Below are 23,498 nucleotides of genomic sequence, written 5' to 3' on the forward strand. Positions count from 1 at the left end.
TCCGTTAACGTGAACAAGAAGGCGATTCAGAAACGGTCGCCAGCACGGCCTTGGGGACGGGTGATGGCACCAATGGATCACAAAAGAAGCCGATTCGTACCGCCCTTGGTGAGTTTCTGCAAGGGTTTCGGCAACTTGTCTGACTATTGACAGGGCGTCGTATTGGATTTAACCCATAGATGTTAACGTAAACATTTGTGCATTGCAGCAGGCTTCCGGTCAGTGAAGTCTGGTGAAGTGTATCTGCAAGCGTCGCCGCCAGCGGCGCCTGCGGCAATCATAATAATCAAGATCAAATATAAGATCAGGGAGAACGGGATGTTCTTGAGAGTCGTGGCTCGGCGCGGTTTGCTTTTCCGCAATGTGTCCTTCGGAGCGATTTCACTGGCGGCATGTGCCATGGCGGCGCCGGCGCTGGCGCAGCAGGCGGAGTCGGTGCCGGCAGCTGGTTCGAACAGGGCCGATGCCACTGCGCAATCCTCCGGCAGCACCGAAGAGGCGATCGTCGTTACCGGCACGCGCCTGGTCGTCAGCGGCTTTACCGCGCCGACCCCAACCACGGTGATCGGCGAGGAACAGATTGCCGCCAATGCCCAGCCCAATGTGTTCACCACCATCGCCCAGCTCCCCTCGCTGCAGGGCTCGAGCGGCACGCAGGTCAACACCTTCAGCACGTCGAGCGGGCAGCAGGGGCTCAGCTCCTTTTCGCTGCGCGGTGTCGGCACCATCCGGACGCTGACGCTGCTCGACGGGCAGCGCGTCGTGGGCGCGAACGTTACCGGCGTTCCCGACATCAGCCTGTTCCCGCAATTGCTGATCAAGCGCGTCGATGTGGTGAGCGGCGGCGCCTCGGCTTCCTATGGCTCGGACGCCGTGGGCGGCGTGGTCAATTTCATTACCGACACGCATTTCCGCGGCATCAAGGGCAATGTTCAGGGCGGCATCACCACCTATGGCGACGATGCCCAGGGGCTGGTGCAGCTCGCGGCGGGCGACAGCTTCCTTGGCGAGCGACTGCACGTCGTCGGCAGCGTCGAATATGACAAGGAAGCCGGTATCGGCGGCGGCCAGTGGGGCACCGGCCTCGCCAATGGCCGCGACTGGTTCAAGCAGACCACGCTGATCAACCGCGGCGTCCTCAACGACGGTTCGCCGCAATATCTGGTGCGCGATTATGGCCAGTCGATCACCTTCACCAAATATGGCCTGATCACCGCCGGTCCGCTGCAGGGTACCGCCTTCGACCGGAACGGCAATCCCTTCCAGTTCCAATATGGTTCGAACGGCGTGCCGGCACGCGATGCCAAGGGCAACGTCACCGGTTGCTACCCCGGCTACTGCCTGGGCGGCGACCTGTCGGGCAATGTCGATGCAGGGCGCTCGCTCAAGTCGGCGATCGAGCGGCTCGACGGCTATGTCCGGGTAGGGTTCGATTTCGCGCCCGGGAACGAGCTTTATGTCAGTGTCAATATCGGCGAGGTGAAGACCCATAACCAGCCGGTCAACGGGCAGAACAAGCCGGGCCTGACGATCCAGTGCGCCAATCCGTTCGTGCCCGCTTCCATCCAGGCGGCCTGCACCACGGCAGGCATCACCAGCTTTGCCTATGGCACCAGCAACGCAGCGCTGGGCAATACCCGCGTCAACACCGATCGCCGCCAATATCGGTTCGTGCTGGGCGCCAAGGGCCGCGCGCCGGTGCTGGGCAGCGACTGGAACTATGATGTCTATCTGGAGCACGGCACCAACTATACCGACATCGACGTCCACAATATTCTGCTGACCAACCGCTTCAACCAGGCGATCGACGCCACGCTGGTGAACGGTGCGATCGTCTGTCGCGATCCGGTGGCGCGGGCCAATGGCTGCCAGCCGCTCAACATCATCGGCGGCATGCCGTCCGACGCCGCACTGCGCTACATCATGCCGGAACGGGGCCCCTATCAGCGCACCCGTCAGACTCAGGATGTCGCCAGCTTCAACTTTTCCGGTTCGCCGGTGAATCTGTGGGCGGGGCCGCTGACGGTCGCGTTCGGCGGCGAGTTCCGCCACGAATATTACAAGGTTCGTGCCGATCCCTATGGCGCCGGCTTTGCCGCAATCCCGGCGGGCGGCGACTACCCGGCCGATCCGGTGCTGCTGACCGGCGGCAACAACTGGTATGCCGGCAACTACAAGAACGGCAGCGGCGCCTATAGCGTGAAGGAAGCCTTTCTCGAGGCGAACGTGCCGCTCCTCAATTCCGAGGGCGCGGGCCACGCCAACCTGACCGGCGCGGCGCGCGTTACGGATTACAGCACGTCGGGTACAGTCTGGGCATGGAAGATCGGCGGCACCTGGGAATTGCCGATCGACGGGCTGCGCATCCGCGGCGTCACCTCGCGCGACGTGCGGGCGCCGAACCTGTCCGAACTGTTCGCCGCGCCGGTGACGACGACGCTGCCCAATTTCTATGATCCGTTCCGCAATACCAATGTGCTCGCAATCCAGAACAGCATCGGCAACCCCAACCTGAAGCCCGAAATTGCGCGTAACACCACCATGGGCATCACGCTGGCCAACCCGGGCTGGATGCGTGGGCTCAACCTGTCGTTCGACTATTACAAGCTGAAGATCCGCAATGTGATTTCCAGCCTGGCCGCAAGCGACATCGTCCAGCTCTGTTATCAGAAGGTGCTTCCCGCAACCTGCAGCGTCTTCAATCTGAACAACAGCGCCGGGCCCAACTATATCAATGTGCAGGCATTCAATCTGGCATCCATCGATACCGCCGGCTTCGATATCGAGGCGAGCTATCGCTGGCAGCGGCCGCTGGGCCTGCCGGGCAGCCTGACGCTGCAGGCGCTGGCCACGCATGTCATTCGCTACATCACTGACACGGGCCTGCCGGGAACTTTCCCGGTCGATTCCGCGGGCAGCAACCAAGGATCGACGCCGAACTGGAAGTGGCTGGCGGTGCAGACATACCAGAACCAGGCCTTCTCGCTGCTGGTGCAGGAACGCTGGTTCAGCGACGGGACGATCGGCAACCAATATATCGTCTGCCAGTCGAACTGCCCGGCATCGACGGCCGCGCATCCGACCATCGACCGGAATTTCATCCCCGGCGCCTTCTATCTCGACGTCGGCGGCACCGTGAATATCACCAAGGCGATCACGGCCTATGCCAAGATCGACAACCTGCTCGACCGGAATCCGCCGCGTTCGACCATCTTCAACAGTCCGACGCTCTACGACCAGATCGGCCGCGTCTATCGGGCGGGCGTGCGTTTCAAGTTCTGAGGGCGGTTCGCGCGGGCTTACCCTTCCCCGAGCCGGTGCCTGCGCGTTCGCACTCTTCCTGGGCCGCCGGCCTTCGAGTCGGCGGCTCCCCTGTGCTGAAACGGCCATGATGGAGGAGACAGGTCTTGGTTCCCATCCGCACTGCCGGTGCCGCCCGGCCCCTTGTCGCAGCCATGCTCGCGCTGAGCACTGCCGCCCCGCTTTTCGCCGCGCCTCCGGGCGACGGGCCCGTGCAGGTGCGGATCGATACCGCGCGGCGATCCACACCCGTCTCGCCCTATCTATACGGCATGTTCATCGAGCCGATCGGCGGGCTGGTGAACCGTACCTTATGGGCGGAAATGCTCGACGACCGGAAGTTCTACTATCCGGTCGGGCCAGCCAGCCGCGATGCACCGCCGCCGCTCAATGCCGAGGGCCGACCCGGCGTCAGCTATCGTAAATGGCGGCCGGTCGGCGGCGACGATGTTGTCGTCATGGACAGGGAGCGGCCCTTTGTAGGCGCACAAAGTGCCAGCGTGGCGGTGGCGGGGGACAGCCCGCGTGGACTGTCGCAGGCGGGGCTGGGGCTGGCCCGCGGCAAAAGCTACACCGGGCATCTGTGGCTGCGCGGCGATGCCGGGGCGGCGGTGACGGCAACGTTGATCTGGGGCGAAGGGCCGCATGGGCGCCAATCGGTTCGCCTGCCGGCGCCGGGCGCGACATGGGCCAGGGCCGACTTCGCCTTTAGCGCCGGTGCCGATACAACGGATGCCCGGCTGGAGATCACCGGCACCGGCAGCGGTCGCTTCGCGGTGGGGGCGGTGTCGCTGATGCCGGCCGACAACATTCATGGCTGGCGCGCGGACACGACGGCGATCGCCCGCTCGCTTCGCTCCGGATTCTGGCGGCTGCCGGGCGGCAATTTCCTGTCCAACTGGGATTGGCACGAAGCGATCGGCCCGCGGGACAGTCGCCCGCCGATGTTCGACCATGCCTGGAGCGCGATGCAGACCAACGACATCGGCATGGACGAGTGGATGGAGCTGTGCCGGCTGATCGGTGTCGAGCCCTATGTCACGGTCAATGCCGGGCTGGGCGATGCCAATTCGGCGGCCGAGGAAGTCGAATATCTGAACGGTGCCGCTACCAGCTATTGGGGCGGGCTGCGCGCGGCGAACGGCCATCCCGAACCCTATGGGGTCAAATGGTGGAATATCGGCAACGAGCCCTATGGCTGGTGGCAGATCGGCAAGACCTCGCTCGACTATTACCTGATCAAGCACCGGGCTTTCGCCGCGGCCATGAAGGCGCGCGATCCCTCGATTGTCCTGATCGCCTCCGGGGCGATGCCGGACCAGCTCCATCCCAAGGGCGTGCAGCAGAATAGCAGCCTGGAGAACATCCAGCCGAAATTCGGCACGGAGGAAGATTGGACCGGCGGCTTTTTCGACAAGGCGTGGGGCAGTTTCGACGGAATCACCGAGCATTGGTACGACCGCGCCGAGGCTCGGCCGAATGCGCCTGCCGCGGACGAGCTGATGGAGTTTGCCCGCGCACCCTCCAATCATGTCCGGATGGAAGCGCTGGAATGGGACATTTATCGCAGTCGCTTTCCGAAGCTGCGGGATTCTCGCGTGTTTCTCGCGATCGACGAATATGCTTATCTGGCGGGCGAGCCGACCCTGAAATCGTCGCTGGCCTATGCGATGGTGTTTCAGGAAATGCTGCGCCACAGCGATTTTCTGACCATGGCGGCATTCACGACCGGCGCCTCGACCATGGACATCACGCCGACGGGTGCGACGCTCAACGCCACGGGGATGGTCTTCAAACTTTATGGCGAGCGTTTCGGTGCGGGCACCGTGCCGGTGGCGCTGACCGGCACGTCGCCGCAACCCGCGCCGAAATATCCGGTCGGCTACGCGCATCCGCAGGTGGTCGCGGGCAGCCCGACCTGGCCGCTCGACATGGTCGCGGGGCTTTCGCCCGACGGACGCGCGCTGCGCATCGGCGTGGTCAATGCCACCTATCAGCCAAAGAGGCTGGCGTTGCAGGGCGTGGCGCTGACTGGGGCAGGCACACGCTGGCTGTTGCAGGGCAAGGGGCTGGCCGCGCGCAACAAAGTGGGGGCGGCGCCCGAAGTCACCATCGCCAGCGCCGCCGTGCGGGGCGCTGACAAAGGGATCGACGTTCCGGCGACCTCGGCTGTGATTTACGAGCTGGCGCTGGCGCGATAGCGCCGGCGTTCAGGCAAGCGTGGTTGCGGGGCGCAGCTTCAGGCGGCGTTGCAGAGCGCGACGCGGCAGCAGGTCGGCGAGCGAGGCGAGGCCGCCGACCAGCACATGTGTCGCCAGCGTCAGCGCCGCCACGAACAGTACTGCGCCGGCCAGGCCCGAGCCGGTGCCGATCAGCGCGGCGATCAGCGGCGCCAGCAGCGTGTCGCGCGCCGGGATCAGCGGCAGACGATAAATCATCATCCGCACTGTCGCGACGACCACCATCGTCCCCGCCGAAATCTCCGGCAGCAGCAGCTTCCACAGCATCGCCGTGAGCACCAGGCTGAGGGCGGTGCGGACGCAGTGAATGCCGAAGGTTTCCAGCAGCGCGCGCCGCGGCAGCGCGAACACCATGCGGCGGAAGGCAAAGATCGCGAACGACGAAATCACCACCACCGCTGTCGACGCCAGCAGCGTGTTGAGGAGCGTGCCGGCGGCCAGCGCATAGAGGATCGGCGCCGTCACGCCGACCATCACCAGCGTCGCGATATTGCCCGCCAGTGCCGAAGTGACCGCCACGTCGCGCAGCGTTTCGAATACCGGTACGCCCGGCGCCACGCGCCCGCGCGCCCAGACATAAAGCTGGGCGTCGCCCGAATAGCCGAACACCACTTCGTTCGCGACCTGCTTGCGCAGCAGCGCGGGCAGCGCGTCGAGGCCGATGCCCCAGATGCGGCGCAGGATCAGCCAGTCCATCACCGGCGTCAGCACATATACGGCCAGGAAGCAGAGCCAGAACAGCGGGCTGATCGGCGCGCGGAGCAGCATCGTCAGGTCGACGCCCTTCAGCTCGCGCAGCACAGCCCAGAGGATCGCCACGGAGATGGCGAGGCCGGCAACGGCCATCACCCGGTCACGGCCCAGCCGGGCCATCAGAGCGGAGGCGCGCTTACGAAAGGTGGCGAACATTACGCATAGGCCTCCGGCTCGAGCGCCTGCAGCCGGGCACCGCGCTGGACGAGCACGGTATCGGCAAACAGGTCGAGATAGCGCTGCGCCGAACGCTCCAGCGTGAAGCGGCGCAGATGCTGGTACAGCCCCGTAGGCGGCGTGGCATCGACGGCGGCGGTGCGGATCGCTTCGGCAAGCGCGGCGGCATCGCGCGGCACGATCGTGCCGAAGCGGCCCTGACCGAGCAGCCCGCGCAGGCCGCTGCCGCAATCGGTCGTGACAACCTTCAGCCCCGCGGCCAGCGCCTCAACGACGGCGGCCGGCACGCCTTCGTAGCGCGACGACATCAACAGAATGTCATAGTCGGCGAGGCGCGACGCGGCATCGGGCACATGGCCGGCGAGGTCTACCCGGTCGGCAATGCCGAGCGAGGCAGCCAGCGCCTCCAGCATCGGCCGCTCCGGCCCCTCGCCATAAATGGTCAACCGTTCATCGGCGCGGGCGCCGGCGGCGAAGGCGGCGAGCATCAGCCCGAAATCCTTCTGATGCGCCAGGCGGCCGACGGCGACGAAGCGGCGCGGCGCACCGGCAGCGGCGGGTTCGCGCGGATCGGCGAAGGACAGCGCGTCGATTGCCGGATCGTGGACGACATGGCCGCGGCGGGCCATCGGCCGCGGAAGATCGGCGAGCATCGCTTCGTCCATCACCACCCAGCCGGCAGCGCAGCGCGCCTGCAGCCACAACCAGAAGCGCCAGCCGAGCCGGGCGACCGGGTTCAGGTCGCGGCGGACCAGATCGTTGCTGATCTTCACGACGATCGGCGGGCAGGCGCGGCCGAGCAGCAGCACCATCGCCAGCGCGACGATGGTGTAGGTGGAGCCGGCGACGAACAGCAGGTCGGGCCGCTCGCGGCGGATCACCTGCGGCAGCTTCAGGATCATCCACAGCGTTTCCCAGCTCGCCTGGCTGCGGCGGGGCTGGGCGGGCACCTCATACGCGATGTCGGGCGCGAATTCGCTGCGCATCGCGCCGTCTTCGCGGCCGAGGAACAGCGGCGCATCGATGCCGAGCGAGCGCCAGTGGCGCACCATTCGCAGCGCGACGCGCTCGACGCCGCCGGGTTCAAAACTGTGCAGGAACGTCAGTACGCGCAGGCCATCCCGGCCCTGCGCAGCGCCTGCATGCGACGCACTGTTCCGGCTCGCCTCCTGCCGGGGCGAAGCTAGGGTCCGGGCGCGGTTCCGCGCGCGCGCGCGCTGCGTGAGTTTGCTTGTGATCACGTAGGAAAGACGGCGCCGAAGCGCGAACCCGCAGTTAACTACTCGAAAATATTTTCGTCGAGCGTGTGGCGGGTGGAACCATCGGGGAGCCTTGCTCGTCTCGCCGAGTCGCGCTGTTTCCGGCCGTGCGGGCAATGCGGCGTAGCGACCGCCTTGCAGGACGCGCCCAGCGCTGTTGTTGCGCTAGTGAAATAATATTTTCACGGCCGTTTCGGGTGCTTCGACGGGGCGCTGTGTTTTTCGGCCTTCCAGGCGATAGATCGATGGCTGCTACGGTAAATTCGATTAAGAAGAGCGATAACATTCAAGAATGCATCGCAGGCGATGCTGTTTGTATCTCAAATGTGACAAATATTGGATCGGCATTTATCCAAAATGGATAAATTATACGATAGAAAATGGGGTGTTTTGCTTTTCGGGATGTGTGTTTTATTCGAGTCTGTATCGAAAATAGTAACATAATAGTTGAAGCTGTGCCGGTGGCTTTGCACGCGCCAAGTGGGTTTTGGTTGAGATTGTCGGACCATTGTGGCTAGTGGGGACCATGGAGCGCAGCGGGGCCGATCTTCTTACCGACCGGGAAAGAGAGTGCCTGTTGCGCGTCCGGGACGGCCTTTCCTCCAAGGAAATCGCTGCCGAATTGGGCATTTCGCATCACACCGTCGATCTGCATCTGAAGCGCGCGATGAAAACGCTGGGCGCCGCCAACCGGCGAGACGCCGCGCGGCGCATCGAACTGCCGTCCGTAACGCCTCTGCCGGTCGAAAAGCCGTCGTTCCGGGGATTGGGTACCCAATCGGACGACCTTGCCGATCCGCCGACCGGGCTGCTTTCCTCGCCCCTGCCACGGATGGAAACGCCGCCGCGCTTGCCGGTGCCGTTCCTCCGCCAGGGGAGGCAACGCAATGACCTGACGCCAACGCAAAGGCTGGGCGCGATCGTGATGATCGCCGTTCTGCTGCTGATTGCCGTAGCCAATTTCTTCAACGGCCTGGGCGCGCTCTACACCATTACCGGCTGACCGCCGTCCGGTCCGGGAAATCCATTGATTAGTGCTGGGGCGCATTCGCCTCCACAGGGGAGCAAGAATCATGACTTCACCCAAGACCATTGCCGCTGTCCGCATCGCCCGCTCGCTGCAGCCGGCGGAAAAGGCCGTCAACGAAGCCGCGCTGAAGGTGCTGGCGGTCGGCACGGCCGTTCTCACTGCCCGTGTCGACGGCACGTTCCACCCGCTGGAAGCCCAGTCGGCAGTCGAGTTTCTTGGCGACGCAACTGCCAAGGTGTTCGGCGCGCTGAAGGACATCAAGCAGATGCACGGCGAACTGCGCGCGGCAGCCGTGCGCCATCGGGTGCTGGGCGAGGGCGACATCTTCGAAACCCCGCCGCACGACACCCCGCACGGCGAACTCGAAACCGTGGTGGCGATCAGCGAAGTCGCGTGAATGTGCCGGTTGACAGTGGGGCAGGTACCTGCATCCGGAGCTACTGATGCGTGTCCTGGTTTATCTCACCTTGCTGCTGGTCTGTTGTTCCTACGCGCTCCTGAAAGGGGGCGCACCGGAACGCTGGGGCGTGGTCATTCTCATCACGGCGGTGGTCGCATCGCACTTCGTGCCGTCTGCGGGCGAGGTGCGATTCCAGAATCTCGAGACCGGCTTGATGCTGGTCGATCTGGCGATGTTCGTCGCGGTGACGGTATTAGCGCTGCGGGCGCAGCGTTACTGGCCAATGTGGATGGCCGCGATCGTGCTCGACACGCTCATCACGCACCTGCTGATGCTCAGTCCCAAGCTGATGCCTTTCTCCTATTCGGTTATGGCTGCGGCTTGGAGTTATCCAAAGCCACTCATCCTGGCCTATGCCACCCTGCGGCATCGGGAACGCATCCGGCAATATGGCGAGGACCCGGCCTGGTCCTGACGGCAGTGGGAGGGCATCTGCATGGGTGACTTGCGGCCCGCCGACCCCGAGCAAAGCGAACTGAGCGAGATCGCCGATCTGCTGGCCGTGGCGCGGCAGCGGCTGCTTGCCCGCAACCAGCCGCTGCACGCGCGAGTGGTAGAGGCCGTGTATCGCGCCCGGCGCATCCGCGACGCAGCCTTTGGCGCGGACGCGGCGATCTTTGGTGAACCCGCCTGGGACATTCTGCTCGATCTTTATCTGGCCGAACTGGCGGAGCGCCGCCTGTCGGTTTCCAGCGCCTGCATCGGCGCCAATGTCCCCACCACCACCGCGATGCGGCATCTCGCCATATTGGAAGCCCATGGCCTGGTGGAGCGTTCGCGCGATGCGCAGGATGGCCGCCGCTCGTTCGTCGGGCTCACCGAGCGCGGACGCAGGGCGATGGACAGCTGGGTGGAGCGGATGCTGCGAACCATCGGCAACATCACCGACCGCGGCTGACGGGCCGGCCGGGGCGGGCACGCCCGACCGTCGCCCGCTTATACCAGCTTGCATGGATGTAGACTCACCCACGCGTCGCAACTGCTTCAGCAACCGCCAATCCGGCGGAAGCACGGGTCCATTCACCTCTCATTCTCAGCAAGGGCCGATAGCGGGATCCCAATGGACCCCGGCTTTCGCCGGGGTGACGCTTTGCGGAGCAGCTAGGGGGCTTATCAGCGCAATGCGGTATCAGTCTGTGGCAGTGTTGCGACGTGCCATCATGGCAAAGGCCAGCACCACCAGAAAGCCGATGCCCGGCACCAGCAGGGCGCGATTGATTCCCGCAAGATCCGAAATCCGCCCCATCGCCGCAGTAATCGCCGCGCCGCCGATGATCGCCATGACGATCAGCGAGGCGCCAATCTGCTTCAACGGCCCAAGCCGCTCGATACCGATCGCGAAGATGGTGGGGAACTGGATCGACATGAAGAAGCTGGCCGCGACCAGCGCATAAATGCCGAACAGCCCGCCGACGAATATGGCCAGCGCAGTGAGCACCGCCGCGATGCCCGCGAACAGCGCCAGCAGATACGGCGCCGACACCCGGCCCAGCAACGCGGCGCCGACGAAGCGGCCGATGCCGAACAATACCAGGCTGGCGAACAGATAATCGGCCGCCGCACGGTCGGTCAGGCCGGGCAGGTTGGCCTGGGCATAGCGGATGGTGAAGCTCCACAGTCCGACTTGCGCGCCGACATAGAAGAACTGGGCGACTACCGCGAAGACCAGCGCCGGTTCGCGCAGCACGACGCGGATCGCCGATGCCCCGCCCATCGGCGCGGCCTCCTCGTGCTTTGCCGGCGCCGGAAAGGCGATCAGCGCCGCAGCGATGGCAAAGCCCAGCACGACCAGGCCGATCGCGAGATAAGGCCCTTGCACCGATGCCAGCTCGCCCCGCAGCGTGGCGGTGCGCTCGGCGGCCGACATGGCGGCGAGCGCGTGATCGTCCTGCGCGAAACTCGACAGAATGAAATATTTGCCGATCAGCACGCCGAAGATCGTGCCGAGCGGATTGGCCGCCTGGGCGAAGTTCAGCCGGCGCGCCGCGCCTTCGGGGCTGCCCAGCTCGGCGATCAGCGGGCTGGCCGAGGTCTCGAGAAAGGCCAGGCCGCAGGCAATGACGAACAGCGCGGCGAGGAACCAGCGATATTCGCCGAAATGCGTCGCCGGATAAAAGAGCAGCGCCCCCAGCGCATAGAGCGACAGCCCGGTGACGATCGCCGCCTTGTACCCACGCCGTCGCGCGAGCAGCGCCGCCGGCGTCGCGAGCAGGAAATAGCCGAGATAAAAGGCCTGCTGAACGAAGCTGGTCTCGAAATCGCTGAGCGTGAAGGCGCGGCGGAAATGCGCGATCAGAATGTCGTTCAGGTTGTTCGCCATCCCCCACAGGAAGAACAGCGAAACCGTGAGGATGATGGCCGGGGTGTAGCGTCGGGCGGCCTTGCTGGCCATGATGTCCTCTCCTTGGTCCGATGCGCGTTGGCGCGCTTATTCGATGGCGCGGTCGAGATGCGTGTAGCCGCCGTCGACGAACAGCCACTGGCCGGTGGTGTGGCTCGCCCGGTCGGACAGCAGGAACAGCGCGGTGTCGGCAATTTCTTCGGGCGTGGTGAAGCGATGGCCCAGCGGCACGCGGCGTTCGATCTCCGCGCGGCGCGCGATAGGATCGTCAAAGCTCTTCAGCCATTCGGCATAAGCGGGCGTGCCCACTTCGGCGGGCACGATCGCGTTCACCCGGATGCCGTCGCCACGCAGCGCCACGGCCCATTCGCGGGTCAGCGCCAGCACCGCGCCCTTGGCGGCGGCATAGGCGCTGGTATGGCCCTGGCCGGTGATCGCGGTTTTCGAGGCGACATTGACGATCGCGCCCCGTGCCGCCTGCAGATGGGGCAGCGCGGCGCGGGCCATGCCGTAATAATGGACCAGATTGATGTCGAGCGAGGCGCGGAACTCGGCCGGCGTCGCCTCGAACCCCAGATTGTCGTTGCGGCCGGCATTGTTGACCAGTCCGTCGATGCGGCCCCAACGCGCCACCACCGCCTCGACGGCGGCGACCACGGCATCGTCCTCGGCCAGTTCGCAGCCGTGGAACAGCCAGTCGGTGCCCAGCTGCGCCACCAGATCGGGCGGCGGCGCCTCGCGTGAGACGATGGCGGGCAGGGCGCCTTCGCGCGCCAGCCCGGCGGCGACGGCAGCGCCGATCCCCGACGAGCCGCCGGTGACGATCACGACCTTGCCGGCGAGGCCCAGATTCATGCGCCGAACCGGAAGGCGGCGAGCGTCTCGGGCTTCATTTCGATCGAATAGCCGGGCCGCTGCGGCGGCATATAGGCAGCGTCGCGGATCACGCAGGGATCGAGGAAATGCTCGTGCAGATGATCCACATATTCGATCACGCGACCCTCCATCGTGCCTGCAAAGCACAGATAGTCGATCATCGACAAGTGCTGGACATATTCGCACAGCCCCACGCCGCCGGCATGCGGGCAGACCGGCAGATTATAGCGCGCCGCCAGCAGCAGGATCGCCAGCGCTTCGTTGACGCCGCCGATGCGGCAGGCATCGAGCTGGACCACATCGATCGCGCCCAGCGCCATGAACTGTTTGAAGAGGATGCGGTTCTGGCACATCTCGCCGGTCGCGACCTGCACCTTGCCGATGCCGTCGCGGATCGCCTTGTGGCCCAGCACATCGTCGGGGCTGGTAGGCTCCTCGATGAACCAGGGATTGGCGAAGGCGAGGGCGTTGACCCATTCGATCGCCTGGCCGACTTCCCACACCTGATTGGCGTCGATCATCAGCTTGCGGTCTGGGCCGAGCACGTCGCGGGCGATGCGCACGCGGCGAATGTCGTCCGCCAGATCGCGACCGACCTTCAGCTTGATATGGTGGAAGCCCGCATCGACGGCCTCCTGCGCCAGCCTGCGCAGCTTTTCGTCCGGATAGCCGAGCCAGCCGGCTGACGTGGTGTAGCAGGGATAGCCATTGGCCTTCAGCGTCGCGATCCGTTCCGCCTTGCCCTCGGCACGCGCGGTGAGCAGGGCCAGCGCTTCCTCGGGCGTGATCGCGTCGGTCAGGTAGCGGAAGTCGATCGCGCGGACGAGCTGCTCGGGCGTCATGTCGGCGACGAGCTGCCATACCGGCTTGCCTTCGGCCTTGGCCCACAGATCCCAGACAGCGTTGACGACCGCGCCGGTGGCGAGGTGCATCGCGCCCTTGTCCGGGCCGATCCAGCGGAGCTGGCTGTCGCCGGTCAGGTGGCGCCACATCCGCCCGGCATCCTCGGCGATCCAGGCGAGGTCCAGCCCCACGACCAGATGCCGCATCGCCTCGATCGCGGCGATGCACACTTCATTGCCGCGGCCGATGGTGAAGGTGAGGCCGTGCCCCTCCAATCCCGGGACATCCGTCTCCAGCACGACATAGGCCGCCGAATAGTCCGGGTCCGGGTTCATCGCGTCCGACCCGTCGAGCGAGGCGCTGGTCGGGAAGCGCAGGTCGACCGTGCGCAGGCCGGTGATGCGGGCGGTCATTGCCGCCGGGGCGGCTGCGGCCGCGGGGGAAAACACTGTCATAACGGGGCTTTCAGTTGACCCAGCCACCATCGATCACATGGACCGCACCGGTGGTGAAGGCAGCTTCGTCGCTGGCAAGATAGGTGATGAGGGCGGCGATTTCGTCTTCCTGGCCCAACCGGCCCATCGGCTGGCGGGCGACGAAGGCGGCATGTGCTTCCTCGACGCTGATCCCCTGCGCCGCGGCCTGATCGGCAACCCGCTGGCGCAGGCTGGGAGTGTCGACCGTGCCGGGGCACACCGCATTGCAGCGGATGCCGCGCGCGACAAAGTCTGCGGCGACCGATTTGGTCAGGCCAATTACCGCTGCCTTGCTGGCCCCATAGGCATAGCGATTGGGGATGCCCTTCACGCTGGAGGCAATCGACGACATGTTGACGATTGCCCCGCCGCCTTTTTCGAGCATCGCCGGCAGGAAGGCGCGGATCATGCGGTGCATGGCATGGACGTTAAGGTCGAAGGACAAGTGCCAATCGGCATCCGTGCCGTCGAGGATCGACCCCGCGGCAACGAAGCCGGCGATGTTCGCCAGCACGTCGACGGGGCCGAGGCGCGCCGGCAATGCGGCGATTCCCTCTCCATCCAGCAAGTCCAGTACCACCGGCTCTACGCCTTCCAGCGCGGCCAGTGCGTCCGCATCGCGGTCCAGCGCGAAAACCCGCGCGCCTTCGTCCCGCAACCGCAGCGCAGTCGCGCGGCCAATGCCGTGCGCGGCCGCCGTGACCAGCGCCGTCTTGGAGTTAAAACGCATCCGCTCCCCTTTCATCGCTTTCATCAGTCAAAGTAACTTTCGTTGCAAGCGGTTTGCGGCTATTTTCATACGCGAGATGCGATTGGCATGACAAATTCCGCCATTGCCGCTATGCAAAAGCCATATGAGTAAAAAAACGACAGTCGAAGGGGAGCCCGCGCGGCAGCCGGTCTACGCCGCGCCGGCGCTGGAAAAGGGAATCGATGTGCTGGAACTGCTCAGCACCGAACCCATCGGTCTGACGATCAGCGAGATCGCGCAGCGGCTGGGGCGGTCGATCAGCGAATTGTTCCGGATCATCGTCGTGCTCGACCGCCGTGGCTGGCTGCACAAGGAGCCGGCGAGCGACCGCTATCGCGTCACCTATCGCCTGCTGGAAATCGCCCATCGCGCAACCCCGGCGCAGGAACTCACCCATGTTGCGACCCAGCCGATGCACCTGTTGGCGGCGGCGACGCAGCAATCCTGCCATCTGGCGGTGGTCAACGGCACGCACGGGCTGATCGTCGCGCGGCAGGAAAGCCCCGGCGCCACCGGCTTTGCAGTGCGACTGGGTACCGAGATCGACCTGCGCACCAGCTGTTCGGGCCATGTGCTGCTGGCCTTCATGGAGGAAGAGCGACGCACCGGCTTGTTCCCCAAACCGCTGCCGGCAGCGCTGCACGCCCGGTTCGAGGCGATTCGCGCGCAAGGATATGAATCGATCCCCAGCGCGCGCATCGCCGCCGTCTCAGACATCAGCTGCCCTGTTTTCGGGTTCGACGGCCATGTCGTCGCGGCGCTGACCATTCCGTTTCTGGCGGCGATCGACGATGCGCCGCACGTCTCCGAAGACGAGGCGCTGGTGCTGCTCAAGCAGACGGCTGCGACGATTTCGGGCGCGCTGGGCTGGTTCGACCGGGCCGAGGCGCCGGTCGTGCCCAGCCTGTCGGTGGCGGCACCCGCGCGCCGCCGCCGCGCCGCGGCGCGCGAACGGGCCTGATTTCCGCGCACCTTCCCGAGGGTGTCATGAGGGCGATCCTACTGGACCAAGCAACCGTCATCCCGGCGGAAGCCGGGACCATTGCCCTGTTCGCTGGGGGAAAGAACCGCCACGTCAGCGATAATGGATCCCGGCCTTCGCCGGGATGACAATTGTTTTTGGAGCACCGCTCCCCCTCCCGGGCTTCAAACGCGATTGCCCTGAAGCGTCAGCCCGGCATCACCCCGTGCCGGCGGGCATAGGCGGCGAACAGGGTGGGCCAGGCCGATGCTGGTGCGGTCTTCGGCAGGCGCACGCCGAAACCGTGTCCGCCCTGGTCGAAAGCGTGCATTTCGGCGGCGCGGCGGGCGGCGAGCGTCGCCTGATACAGCGCGAGGCTGTTGGCGATCGGCACCAGCCCGTCGTCGCTCGCATGGACCAGAAACAGCGGCGGCGTATCGGCGGAAACGCGGTTCTCAAGCGAGGCCGCAGCAAGCGCCTTGGGGTCCGCCCCCGGCCCGAACAGATGGTCGCGCGAGCCGCCATGGGTGAAGGGCTGGGCCAGCGTTACCACCGGATAGATCAGCCCCGCCAGATCGGGCCGCGCCGAAAGCCGGTCGGCGGCGTCGACGGGCGTATAGGTCGCCTCGGCATGGCGCGTGGCGAGGCTGCCGGCGAGATGTCCACCCGCGGAGAAGCCGAGCACCGCCACCTGCGCCGGGTTCACGCCATATATGGGCGCATGGTTGCGGATCAGCCGGATGCCGCGCTGCGCATCGGCCAGCGGCACCGTGGCGCGGTTCGCCCAGCCTTCGGCGGGCAGGCGATAGCTGAGAATGAAGGCCGTGACGCCCAGCGCATTCAGCCAGCGCGCCTGTTCCTCGCCTTCATTGTCCCAGGACAGAAAGCCATAGCCGCCGCCGGGCACCAGCATCACGGCGCTGCCATTGGGGTTGGCGGCGCGGCGCACCGTCAGCGTCGGCATGTCGATGCCGGTCAGCCAGCGATCGTTGAAGCCCGGATCCTTGGAGCGCTGTTCGGTCGCAGGCTTCGGCAGCGTGGCGGGGGCGCCGGGCGCCCGCCCCGGCCAGAGCGGCAATACCGTGTCGCCGGCGATCTCTGCGCGGGCGCGCGACGGGATTGCCGCGGCGAGGCCGGCGCCGGCCGCCCCGGCGAGCATCGTGCGGCGGCTGAAATTCTGCATGGCCATATTTCCTCTCCTCGTCCCCGACGCTTGTTGCGATTGGGTTGCATGGCAGCGGGCGAAAGTAAATTTCCGACCGCCGGTTTCTTTCGCTTTTTGGTAACGCTAACCTTCCGCCTGACAAGGAATGAAATTCCGGCGAGCAGGAGAGACGGGCATGAACAGGGTGTGGATCGCGGCGCTGCTGGCGGGCAGCGCGATGGGTGCGGCGCAGGCGGCCGAAGACCAGGGCTATAGCCGCACGGCCGATGGCGTGGTGGTGACGCCGACCGGCGGCAGCGCGTCCCGCGTGCAGGTGTCGGTCCATGGCGACGGCATCTTCCACATCGTCGCCATGCCCAAGGGGCTGGAGAATGCCACGCTGGCGCCGAGCCTGATGGCGCCCAACCCGCCTGCACCCGGCGCGTTCGACGTGAGCAGCGCGAACGGCCATGTGCTGGTGAAGGCAGCGCGCGCCACCGCCGATATCGAGATCGCCACCGGCCGGGTGCGCTTTACCGACGCCAGGGGTCGTGAGCTGCTCGCCGAATCGAGCGTGGCTACGTTCCGGCCGGTGTCGGTGGAGGGCAAGCCGTTCGTCACCGTCAGCCAGCAGTTCAATCGCAGCACCGACGAGGGACTGTACGGTCTGGGGCAGCACCAGAACGCGCAGATGAATTACAATGGCGAGGACGTCGAACTCGCCCAGCACAATATGGATATTGCCGTGCCGTTCGTCGTCTCGACGCGCGGCTACGGCCTGCTGTGGGACAATCCCAGCATCAGCCGGTTCGGCAATCCCCGGCCCTACACCCCGGTCGGCGAGGACATGAAAGTGACCAGCGACGGCAAGCCGGGCTGGAAAGCGGAATATTTCCTGGGCGGCACGCTGGCCGTGGCGCGGCAGGAAGCGACGATTGATTACCAGTATATCAAGGACCAGAAGAACTGGCCGGAAGCGGCCAAGGCGAAGACGGTGGCTGCCAGCGGCGGCCAGAACCCCGCCGGCAATGCTGTGCAGAAACAGACCGTGGTGTGGACCGGCGAATTGCAGCCGGAAGTGACCGGCATGCACAAGTTCCAGCTCTATGCCTCCAGCTATTTCAAGCTCTATGCCGATGGCCGGCTGGTGCTCGATCGGTGGCGGCAGAACTGGAACCCCTGGTACACGAATTTCGACTTGCCGATGGTAAAGGGCAAGCCGGTCAAGATCCGCATCGAATGGGCGCCGAACAACGGCTATATGGCGCTGCTCCACAATGATCCGCTGCCGGGACCGGACCGCCATTCGGTCTGGTTCACCAGCGAAGTGGCGCAGGCCAAGAATTACTGGTTCGTACCCGCCGAGAATATGGACGGCGCGATTGCCGGCTATCGCCAGATTACCGGCAAGGCCGAGATGATGCCCAAATGGGCCTATGGCTTCTGGCAGTCGCGCCAGCGCTACGACACCGCTGCCGAAGTGACCGGGGTGGTGGCGAAATACCGCGCGCTGAACATTCCGCTCGACAATATCGTGCTCGACTGGCGCTATTGGCGCGACCCCGAATGGGGCAGCCATGCCTTCGATCCGACCCGCTTTCCCGATCCCAAGGCGATGGTCGACAAGGTCCATGCCGACCACGCCAACTTCATGATCTCGGTCTGGCCGAAATTCTATCCGGCCACGGCGAACTACAAGGAACTGGCCGCCGCCGGCGCGGCCTATCAGGGCAATCTGCGCCAGGCGAACAAGGACTGGGTGGGGCCGGGCTATACCAGCACCTTCTACGATCCCTATTCGGAAGAGGGGCGCCGCATCTTCTGGCGGCAGGTGCAGGAAAAGCTGGGGGTGATCGGCACCGATGCCTGGTGGGCCGATGCCAGCGAGCCTGACATGCATTCCAACCTGTCGATCGCCGAGCGGATCGACACGATGGGCCCCACCGCGATCGGGCCGGCCGCGCAATATTTCAACAGCTATCCGCTGATGAACGCGCGCGCTTTTTACGAGGGCTGGCGCGCCTTTAAGCCCGATGTGCGGCCGTTCGTGCTGACCCGCTCGGGCTTTGCCGGGCTGCAGCGCTATGCCGCGGCGGTGTGGTCAGGCGATGTGGCGAGCCGCTGGTATGATCTGCGCGCGCAGATTTCCGCGGGCGTTAATGCGTCGATGTCGGGCCTGCCCAACTGGACGCACGATATTGGCGGCTTCGCGCTCGAGGACCGCTATTCGGCGAAGAACCCCAAGCCCGAAGACGTGGCCGAATGGCGGGAGCTCAATCTGCGCTGGTTCCAGTTCGGCGCGTTCAGCCCGCTGTTCCGCAGCCATGGCGAGTTCCCGTATCGCGAGATTTACGAGATTGCGCCCGAAGGCTCGCCGATGCGCGCCTCGATGGTGTGGTACGACCAGCTCCGGTATCGTCTGATGCCCTATATCTACACGCTGGGCGCCGACACCTATATGAAGGACGGCAGCATCATGCGGGGCATGGCGATGGATTTCCCCGCCGATGCCAGGGCGCGGACCATCAACGACCAGTATCTGTTCGGCGATGCCTTTCTGGTCGCGCCGGTGACCGAGTACAAGGCGCGCAGCCGGGTGGTCTATTTCCCCGGCACCGGCACCTGGTACGACTTCTATTCCGCCAAACCCTATCGCGGCGGCACGTTCGCGGGCGTGGCGGCACCGGCCGAACGGATGCCGCTGTTCGTGCGGGCCGGGGCGATCGTGCCGATGGGGCCGGTGACGCAATATGTCGACCAGGCGCCCGACGCGCCGCTGACGATCACTGTCTATACCGGCGCGAACGGCAGCTTCTCGCTCTACGAGGACGATGGCCGCAGCGAACAATATAAGGCGGGGGCGTTCAGCCGCATCCCGATGGTCTGGGACGAGAAGGCAGGCACGCTGACGATCGGCGCGCGCGAGGGCAAGGGCTGGCCCGGCATGGCGGCGGCGCGCAGCTTCCGGGTGAAATGGGTGAGCGCCGGCAAACCGGTGAACGACGACAATGGCTTTGACGCTGAAGTTCGGTATCAAGGTGGTACGGTCGTGGTTCAGCGGAGGTAATAATGATCGGATCAGGGTGGCAGCGGCGCGGGGTTCTGGCGGGACTGGCGGCGATGCCGGCAATCGCGCGGGCGCAGGCGGTGGCCGATGGTCCGGTGCAAGCCAACTGGCCGTCGCTGGTTGCGCATTACCGTTACCCCGATTGGTTCCGCGATGCGAAGTTCGGCATCTGGTCGCATTGGGGGCCGCAGGCCGTGCCCGAACAGGGCGACTGGTACGGCCGGCTGATGTACATGCAGGGCCATCACGTCTCCGATTTCCATCGCAAGACCTATGGCCACCCCGCCGATGTCGGCTTCATGGAGGTCCAGAACCGCTGGACCGCCGCGAACTGGGATCCGGAAGCGCTGATGCAGCGCTATGTGAAGGCCGGGGCGAAGTATTTCGTGTCGCTGGCCTGCCATCACGACAATTTCGATTGCTACGACAGCGCGCACCACCCGTGGAACGCCACGCGGATCGGGCCGAAGCGCGACGTGGTCGGTACCTGGGCGAAGGTGGCCCGCGCGCACGGGCTGCGCTTCGGCGTTTCCAACCATGCGGCGCATGCGTGGCACTGGTTCCAGACCGCCTATGCCTATGATGCCGAAGGGCCGCGCAAGGGCGAGCGTTATGACGCCTTCCGTCTGACCAAGGCCGACGGCGTCGGCAAATGGTGGGAAGGGCTGGACCCGCAACTGCTCTACACCGGCAAGCACCTGCCCGCGCCCGACGGCATCGATACCATCGCGGCGATGCAGAAGTGGCAGGACGACAATACCGGCCAGTGGATGGAGCATGGCCCGGCCGAAGACCCCGGCTATGCCACGCGCTGGCTGCGCCGCCAGATCGACCTTGTCAGCAAATACCAGCCCGATCTTTGCTATTTCGACGATTATGAACTGCCCTTCGGCCCGGTGGGGCTGGCGGCGGCGGCGGACTATTACAACCGATCGATCGCCTGGCACGGCAAGATCGACGTGGTGCTCAACGCCAAGCAGCTGAAGCCTTATGCGCGGTTCGGGCTGGTGCAGGATGTCGAGCGCGGCTTTGCCGACCATCTGTGGGACGAGCCGTGGCAGACCGATACCTGCCTGGGCGACTGGTTCTACAAGCGCAGCCTGTTCACCGAAAAGCGCTACAAGTCGGCGAACGATGTGCTCACTCGACTGGCCGACGTGATTTCGAAGAACGGCAACCTGCTGCTGTCGGTGCCGCAGCGCGGCGACGGCACGATCGATGCCGAGGAAGAGAAGATCCTCGACGATCTCGCCGCCTGGATGGCCGTCAACAGCGAAGCGGTGTTCGGCAGCCGGCCGTGGCGCGTCTATGGCGAGGGGCCGACGCAGCTCACGGCCGGGATGATGAACGAAGGCGCGTTCAAGGGCTTCGCCGAAGGCGATGTCCGCTTCACCGCCAAGGGCGGCGCGCTCTACCTGTTCTGCCTCAAGGCGCCCGAGCACCCGCTGACGGTGCAGGCGCTCGCCGGCCATGGCCAGGGGCGGGTGGCGCGGGCACGGCTGCTGGGCGGTGGCGACGTGCCCTTCCGCCAGGACGCGAAGGGCCTCACCCTCACGTTGCCGCGCGGACTGGGCACGGTGCCGGTGGTCAAGCTGGAGGGGCCGGGGCTGGTCGCCTGACCGGCTCGCCTCAGATCGCGCCCTTGATCATCCCGTAATGGTGCCAGGCGAAGATCGCCGCCGCACCGCGATGGGGGCGCCATGCCTCGGACCAGAGGCGCGTCTGCTTCTCGCTCGGCCTTTCGGGGTGGCCGAGCAGGCGGCCGATCTCGATCTGCACGGCCAGGTCGCCCGCCGGCCAGATGTCGGGCCGGCCTTCCGCGAACAGCAGATAGATTTCCGCCGACCAGCGGCCGATGCCCTTGATCGCGGTGAGCCCGGCAATCGCTTCCTCATCGTCTGCCGGCAGCGCGGCGAGGTCCAGCCGGCCGCTCGTCACTTCCTCGGCAAGGCTGCGGGCATAGCTGATCTTCTGACGCGACAGGCCGGCGGCGCGCAGCGCGTCGTCGTCGACTGCCGCCAGCGCGTTCGGATCGTCGATCGTCCCCAGCGCCGCTTCCAATTTATTCCATATGGACTGGGCGGCGGCGACGCTCACCTGCTGGCCGATGATCGTGCGCAACAGCGTGGCATAGCCCCGCGCGCGGATTCGCGGCTCGGGATAGCCCGCCCGCGCCAGCCCGGCGGCGAAGCCGGGTTCGATGGCGGCGAGGGCATCCAGCGATGCTTTCAGCTGTTCGGCGCTCAGTCCCATGCGGTGTGTCCTTGAACTGGCGCCGGATCGGCGGCATGGACCGCCCGGCAAAAGGAGAATGCGATGCCCCAGCTTATCGTCGTCACGCGGGATGGAACAGAGCGTACGGTCACGGGTGAGGCAGGCCTCAGCGTGATGGAAGTCATCCGCGACAACGGCTTTGACGAACTGCTGGCGCTGTGCGGCGGTTGCTGCAGCTGTGCCACCTGCCATGTTCATGTCGACCCGGAATTTGCGGACAAACTCCCGAAGATGAGCATGGACGAGGACGATCTGCTCGACAGCTCGGCAGATCGCGATGCGACTTCGCGGCTGTCGTGCCAGCTGCGCTTTACCGAAGAACTCGACGGCCTGCGCGTGCGCATCGCCGCCGAGGATTGATGGCCCGGGGCGTGGCGCTCAGCCCGCCCCGCCATGATAAAGCGCGCGGAAATTGTTGGCGAAGGCGGTCAGCCGCCCTTCCTCGATCGCCGCGCGCAGATCGGCCATCAGGGTCTGGTAGAACCAGAGATTATGCTCGGTCATCAGCATCGCGCCCAGGATTTCCCCGGCGCGGACAAGGTGATGGAGATAGGCGCGGCTCCACTGCGCACAGACCGGGCAGGGGCATGCCGGATCGAGCGGCCCCTGGTCCTCGGCGAATTTCGCATTGCGGATGTTGATCGGGCCGTTCCGCGTGAAGGCCTGGCCGGTGCGGCCTGAGCGGGTCGGCAGCACGCAATCGAACATGTCGATGCCGCGTTCGACCGCGCCGACAATATCATCAGGCTTGCCGACGCCCATCAGATAGCGCGGCTTGGCCTCGTCGAGCTGGCCCGGCGCATAATCTAGCACCCCGAACATCGCCTCCTGGCCTTCGCCCACGGCGAGGCCGCCGACGGCATAGCCGTCAAAGCCGATGTCCTTCAGCGCGTCGGCGCTCGCCTTGCGCAGCCCTTCGTCGAGCGCCCCCTGCTGGATGCCGAACAGCGCGGCGCGGGCGGCATGGTCCTCGCCCGAATCGAAGCCGGCGCGGCTGCGCTTCGCCCAGCGCATCGATCGTTCCATCGCCCTGGCCTGCACCTCGCGGGTGGAGGTGGTCGGCACCAGCTCGTCGAACGCCATGACGATGTCGGAGCCGAGCAGCCGCTGGATTTCCATCGAACGCTCGGGGCTCATCATGTGGCGCGAGCCGTCGAGGTGGGAGGCGAAGGCGACGCCTTCCTCGCTGCGCTTGGTCAGCTCGGACAGGCTCATCACCTGATAGCCGCCCGAATCGGTCAGGATCGGCCGGTCCCAGCCCATGAACTTGTGGAGGCCCCCCAGCCGCGCGACGCGCTCGGCGGTGGGGCGCAGCATCAGGTGATAGGTGTTGCCGAGCAATATGTCGGCGCCGCTCGCGCGCACGTCCTGCGGCTTCACGGCCTTTACGGTGGCGGCGGTGCCGACCGGCATGAAGGCGGGGGTGCGGATTTCGCCGCGCTGCATGGCGATGGTGCCGCGGCGCGCCTTGCCGTCAGTGGCGTGGATGGTGAACTGAAAACGGGGCATCCCGCGCTATTGGCGCGGTTTCGGCGCCAAGCCAAGC

The 23,498-nt window shown here is 65.7% G+C and carries 19 protein-coding genes; 10 read left to right on the top strand and 9 right to left on the bottom strand.

What is annotated here, in order from left to right; translation table 11 throughout:
* The first annotated feature begins 399 nt into the window (after positions 1-399).
* Positions 400-3,282: a TonB-dependent receptor plug domain-containing protein gene (locus tag ACT53K_RS01695; protein ID WP_476226795.1), complete on the top strand. Its 2,883-nt coding sequence runs from the start codon at positions 400-402 to the stop codon at positions 3,280-3,282.
* A 125-nt stretch (positions 3,283-3,407) separates the two neighbouring features.
* Positions 3,408-5,501: an alpha-N-arabinofuranosidase gene (locus ACT53K_RS01700; RefSeq protein ID WP_476226796.1), complete on the top strand. Its 2,094-nt coding sequence runs from the start codon at positions 3,408-3,410 to the stop codon at positions 5,499-5,501.
* Positions 5,502-5,510: 9 nt separating this feature from the next.
* Here the strand turns inward: ACT53K_RS01700 and ACT53K_RS01705 are convergent, their stop codons facing one another.
* A complete protein-coding gene (locus ACT53K_RS01705; protein ID WP_476226797.1) occupies positions 5,511-6,449 on the bottom strand; it encodes a hypothetical protein in 939 nt (312 codons plus the stop codon).
* Entirely contained in the window at positions 6,449-7,585 is a 1,137-nt protein-coding gene (locus ACT53K_RS01710) for a glycosyltransferase (protein ID WP_476227271.1), read from the bottom strand. The genes ACT53K_RS01705 and ACT53K_RS01710 overlap by 1 nt, the downstream gene beginning before the upstream one ends.
* Positions 7,586-8,255: 670 nt before the next feature.
* Here ACT53K_RS01710 and ACT53K_RS01715 point away from each other — a divergent pair.
* From ACT53K_RS01715 to ACT53K_RS01730, 4 genes are all read left to right on the top strand, one after another.
* Positions 8,256-8,732, top strand: coding sequence for a helix-turn-helix domain-containing protein (locus ACT53K_RS01715; RefSeq protein ID WP_476226798.1), 477 nt, complete (start codon positions 8,256-8,258; stop codon positions 8,730-8,732).
* A 70-nt stretch (positions 8,733-8,802) separates the two neighbouring features.
* A complete protein-coding gene (locus ACT53K_RS01720; protein ID WP_476226799.1) occupies positions 8,803-9,156 on the top strand; it encodes a hypothetical protein in 354 nt (117 codons plus the stop codon).
* Between the two features lie 46 nt (positions 9,157-9,202).
* Entirely contained in the window at positions 9,203-9,634 is a 432-nt protein-coding gene (locus ACT53K_RS01725) for a hypothetical protein (protein WP_476226800.1), read from the top strand.
* A 21-nt stretch (positions 9,635-9,655) separates the two neighbouring features.
* Entirely contained in the window at positions 9,656-10,117 is a 462-nt protein-coding gene (locus ACT53K_RS01730; protein ID WP_476226801.1) for a MarR family winged helix-turn-helix transcriptional regulator, read from the top strand.
* Between the two features lie 231 nt (positions 10,118-10,348).
* Here the strand turns inward: ACT53K_RS01730 and fucP are convergent, their stop codons facing one another.
* Genes fucP through ACT53K_RS01750 form a run of 4 tightly spaced genes read right to left on the bottom strand, consistent with a single transcriptional unit; the run spans position 10,349 to position 14,485 of the window.
* Positions 10,349-11,611 (bottom strand): L-fucose:H+ symporter permease, encoded by a 1,263-nt coding sequence (fucP, locus tag ACT53K_RS01735; RefSeq protein ID WP_476226802.1) that lies wholly within the window; start codon positions 11,609-11,611, stop codon positions 10,349-10,351.
* A gap of 36 nt (positions 11,612-11,647) precedes the next feature.
* Positions 11,648-12,415 carry an L-fucose dehydrogenase gene (locus ACT53K_RS01740; protein ID WP_476226803.1) on the bottom strand — a complete coding sequence of 256 codons (768 nt, stop codon included), beginning with the start codon at positions 12,413-12,415 and terminating at the stop codon, positions 11,648-11,650.
* Positions 12,412-13,734 carry an L-fuconate dehydratase gene (locus ACT53K_RS01745; protein WP_476226804.1) on the bottom strand — a complete coding sequence of 441 codons (1,323 nt, stop codon included), beginning with the start codon at positions 13,732-13,734 and terminating at the stop codon, positions 12,412-12,414. The genes ACT53K_RS01740 and ACT53K_RS01745 overlap by 4 nt, the downstream gene beginning before the upstream one ends.
* A 10-nt stretch (positions 13,735-13,744) precedes the next feature.
* Entirely contained in the window at positions 13,745-14,485 is a 741-nt protein-coding gene (locus ACT53K_RS01750; RefSeq protein ID WP_476226805.1) for an SDR family oxidoreductase, read from the bottom strand.
* A 124-nt stretch (positions 14,486-14,609) separates the two neighbouring features.
* Between ACT53K_RS01750 and ACT53K_RS01755 the strand changes: the two genes are divergently transcribed.
* Positions 14,610-15,467 (top strand): IclR family transcriptional regulator, encoded by an 858-nt coding sequence (locus ACT53K_RS01755; RefSeq protein ID WP_476226806.1) that lies wholly within the window; start codon positions 14,610-14,612, stop codon positions 15,465-15,467.
* A gap of 208 nt (positions 15,468-15,675) precedes the next feature.
* On the opposite strand, the gene ACT53K_RS01760 is transcribed toward ACT53K_RS01755, so the two are convergent.
* Positions 15,676-16,650: an alpha/beta hydrolase gene (locus tag ACT53K_RS01760; RefSeq protein ID WP_476227272.1), complete on the bottom strand. Its 975-nt coding sequence runs from the start codon at positions 16,648-16,650 to the stop codon at positions 15,676-15,678.
* Positions 16,651-16,807: 157 nt separating this feature from the next.
* Here ACT53K_RS01760 and ACT53K_RS01765 point away from each other — a divergent pair, with 157 nt between their 5' ends.
* Both ACT53K_RS01765 and ACT53K_RS01770 read left to right on the top strand, forming a co-directional pair.
* Entirely contained in the window at positions 16,808-19,678 is a 2,871-nt protein-coding gene (locus ACT53K_RS01765; protein WP_476226807.1) for a TIM-barrel domain-containing protein, read from the top strand.
* A 2-nt stretch (positions 19,679-19,680) separates the two neighbouring features.
* A complete protein-coding gene (locus ACT53K_RS01770; RefSeq protein ID WP_476226808.1) occupies positions 19,681-21,297 on the top strand; it encodes an alpha-L-fucosidase in 1,617 nt (538 codons plus the stop codon).
* A gap of 10 nt (positions 21,298-21,307) precedes the next feature.
* On the opposite strand, the gene ACT53K_RS01775 is transcribed toward ACT53K_RS01770, so the two are convergent.
* Positions 21,308-21,931, bottom strand: coding sequence for a DNA-3-methyladenine glycosylase family protein (locus ACT53K_RS01775; protein ID WP_476226809.1), 624 nt, complete (start codon positions 21,929-21,931; stop codon positions 21,308-21,310).
* Positions 21,932-21,994: 63 nt separating this feature from the next.
* Here ACT53K_RS01775 and ACT53K_RS01780 point away from each other — a divergent pair, with 63 nt between their 5' ends.
* Positions 21,995-22,312 carry a 2Fe-2S iron-sulfur cluster-binding protein gene (locus ACT53K_RS01780; protein WP_476226810.1) on the top strand — a complete coding sequence of 106 codons (318 nt, stop codon included), beginning with the start codon at positions 21,995-21,997 and terminating at the stop codon, positions 22,310-22,312.
* Positions 22,313-22,330: 18 nt separating this feature from the next.
* Here ACT53K_RS01780 and tgt read toward each other — a convergent pair whose 3' ends face one another.
* Positions 22,331-23,461, bottom strand: a complete 1,131-nt coding sequence (tgt, locus tag ACT53K_RS01785; protein WP_476226811.1) for a tRNA guanosine(34) transglycosylase Tgt — start codon at positions 23,459-23,461, stop codon at positions 22,331-22,333.
* Between the last annotated feature and the right edge of the window lie 37 nt (positions 23,462-23,498).

It is taken from the genome of Sphingomonas sp. DMC8, assembly GCF_056314185.1.